At 32.3% G+C, this 2,730-nt stretch carries 3 protein-coding genes; all 3 read left to right on the top strand.

Annotated features, from left to right (window positions below; translation table 11 throughout):
• The coding region (locus tag A5886_RS04725; RefSeq protein ID WP_086273881.1) for a glycosyltransferase at positions 1-779 on the top strand (779 nt) is incomplete at its 5' end.
• Between the two features lie 9 nt (positions 780-788).
• The gene (locus A5886_RS04730; RefSeq protein ID WP_086273882.1) at positions 789-2,249 is read left to right on the top strand and encodes a lipopolysaccharide biosynthesis protein; all 1,461 of its coding nucleotides are present in this window, start codon (positions 789-791) and stop codon (positions 2,247-2,249) included.
• 1 nt (position 2,250) lies between these two features.
• Positions 2,251-2,730 (top strand): polysaccharide pyruvyl transferase family protein (locus tag A5886_RS04735; protein WP_179189968.1); only part of this gene is annotated, 480 nt, incomplete at its 3' end.

Consider the following 2,730-nt stretch of genomic DNA (forward strand, 5'->3'; position numbering starts at 1 on the left):
TATCGGCGTTATTTACGAAGACAAAAGTACTTACTTCAGAGAGGCGTTCTCCAGAAGATTTAAGTATTTATTGGAGATTTATAGCAAAAATTGCATATAGTTTGTCCGATGGTGTTGTATTCCAACTTGATCAGGTTAGAGACTATTTTAACTTGAGAAAGGATAAGGTTGCTGTCATTCCTAACCCGTACTTCCAACAAAAAATTGATGAGAGTGAAGTATTAAGGTTTGAAAAGAGAAATAAGATAATAATTTCTGCCGCAGCACGACTGAATGAACTAGAGAAGGGAATAGATGTTTTATGTGATGCTTTTCTTAACTTAACAAATCTATTCCCGGATTATCAACTTCATATTTATGGAGAAGATAGAAACGATGAGTTAAAAATAAGATATCAGCAGTTTTCAAAAAAAATTTATTTTTTTGAAAGAGACCCAGATATTGTTTTAAAAATAAATAAAGCCGCAGTTTTCGTCTTGCCCTCCAGAGTTGAAGGTATTCCTAATATATTACTTGAAGCTATGGGCGCAGGTAATGTAACGGTCTCTTCAGACTGTCCACCGGGTGGACCTCGACTGTTAACAAGTAATGGTCAATGGGGGGCATTATTCGAGAATGGCAATTCAGAAAGTCTTCGAGAAAGGCTTACATTAGTTCTCTCTGACCCGGAGATATGTAATCAGCTGATAACATATTCGCAATTGGTGAAGGGAAGGTTTGATAAAGCGAAAATTGAAAAAGAATGGGTCGATTTTTGTGAATATATTTGTGGGAAGTAGGAAGCTTAGATGTCGATTAGTGCAAAAAAAGGATTAACGGTAACTTCAATTTCGACGATAATATCATTCATAATTCAAACGTTAACGACAATAATATTGGCAAGGATTTTTACACCAAATCAATTTGGTGAGATGGCTGCAGTAGCAATTGTTACTAGTTATGCGGATATAATTTGGCAACTTGGATTAGGGCCAGCGATTATTCAAAAGTCAAATATATCAAAAAAAGATTTAAGTACAGCAAATGGAATTTCAATATTCTTAGGCTTAATTTCTTTTATTGGAGTGCTACTACTAGCTAATCCTATCTCTTCGATTGTAGGATTAGAAAATGAAAAAGTACTTATGGTCACCTCCGTTTCTTTTCTTATAAACAGTATTTCTGTAGTGCCTAATTCCCTGCTTCAAAAAGAACTTGAGTTTACTAAAATTGCAACTAAGGAAATCTTAGGGAATTTTTGTTATTTAATATTTTCTGTTTTTTTTGGTTTGAATGGATACGGCATATGGGCGTTGGTCTTTGCGAACATATTAAGATACTTAGTTTCTTTAATGCTGGTCTTATTTTTTACAAAAGATGTATTTCAAATATCAAATTTAAAAATTTTTATTGGCAATCTCCGTCAAATGGCTCGTTTCGGCTTTGGATACTCAATTTCAAGATTTCTTAATGTAACAACGGGTCAGATAGACTATCTCGTTGTATCTAAGACGATGGGGACAACTTCTTTAGGAATATATAGTAGGGCGTTTCAACTTATGACAATACCAGCCAATTTAATTGGACAGGTTGTTGATTTAGTTTATTTTCCCGTAATGTCCAAGATTCAAAATAATAATCAGGAACTTGCTAGAATTCTGCGTTCATTTACAAATATAATGAGTATACTATACTTTCCTGTAGCAATGACATTGTTCATTTTTTCAGATACATTTGTATACATTATTTTGGGGGGGAATTGGGGTGCCGTTTCAGACCCGCTTAGAATACTAGGGTTATCACTCTTTTTTAGGGTAGGTTACAAAATAACGGATCCGATATATCGATCTAAGGGTGCTGTTTATAAAAGAGCTTCTTTGCATTTAGTACAGGCAATAGTTACTGGATTGCTGGCTTACCTTGGCTATATATATGGTGGTATAAATGGTGTTTCAATCGGGGTTTCGCTCTCTCTATTTTTAAACTATTTTCTTAATCTCTACGGTGTATCTAAGTTATTAGGTATTCATATGATAAAAAGTGGAGTTCAAGTGTTGACAACAATGTTCATCTCATACGTATTTATTTTTCCGTTAGAATTTGTTAAAGGTTTGTTAGAGAAATCTAACATAAACGATATTATAGCATTTATATTATTGATTGCTTGTTGGGCAATTGCAATGGTTATCATATTTATTATATATAAAATAATATATATGCCTACAAAAGGCTTTAAAGAGATTTTAAAGAATATTAGAAAGAGTGATTAGTTTGAAAAAAGTACTTTTATGTGGTGCAACACACGGATCTAATTTTGGAGATACAATTTTTGCGTATATGTTTTATAGCTATTTAAATCAAACATTTCCTAATGTAGAATTTAGATTTACTGAAATGTCAGATCATTCTAAACTTTACGTTAGCAATAAAGTTGCTGATAAAGAGTTTATTAGTCAGGCATCATCATTAGTTTACATATCTGGGGGATACTTTGGTGAATCTCATGATGAAGGCTTCAGAGGTAGTGTAAAAAGATATATGAAATATTTTAATTTTGGAAGAAAATTTGTTAAAAAAAATAAAAATATTATAATTTCTGGAGTTGGGGCGGGTCCAATTAATCGAGGATTTAATAGAAAATTAGCAGTTAAAATATTTAATCATGCCAAAATTATTAATGTTAGGGATGAGACTTCTAGAAAGTATATGATGTCTTATGGTGTAAAAAATATAATTAATGAAACTTCAGAT

Source organism: Candidatus Enterococcus testudinis, from assembly GCF_002140915.1.
GTDB lineage: Bacteria > Bacillota > Bacilli > Lactobacillales > Enterococcaceae > Enterococcus_D > Enterococcus_D testudinis.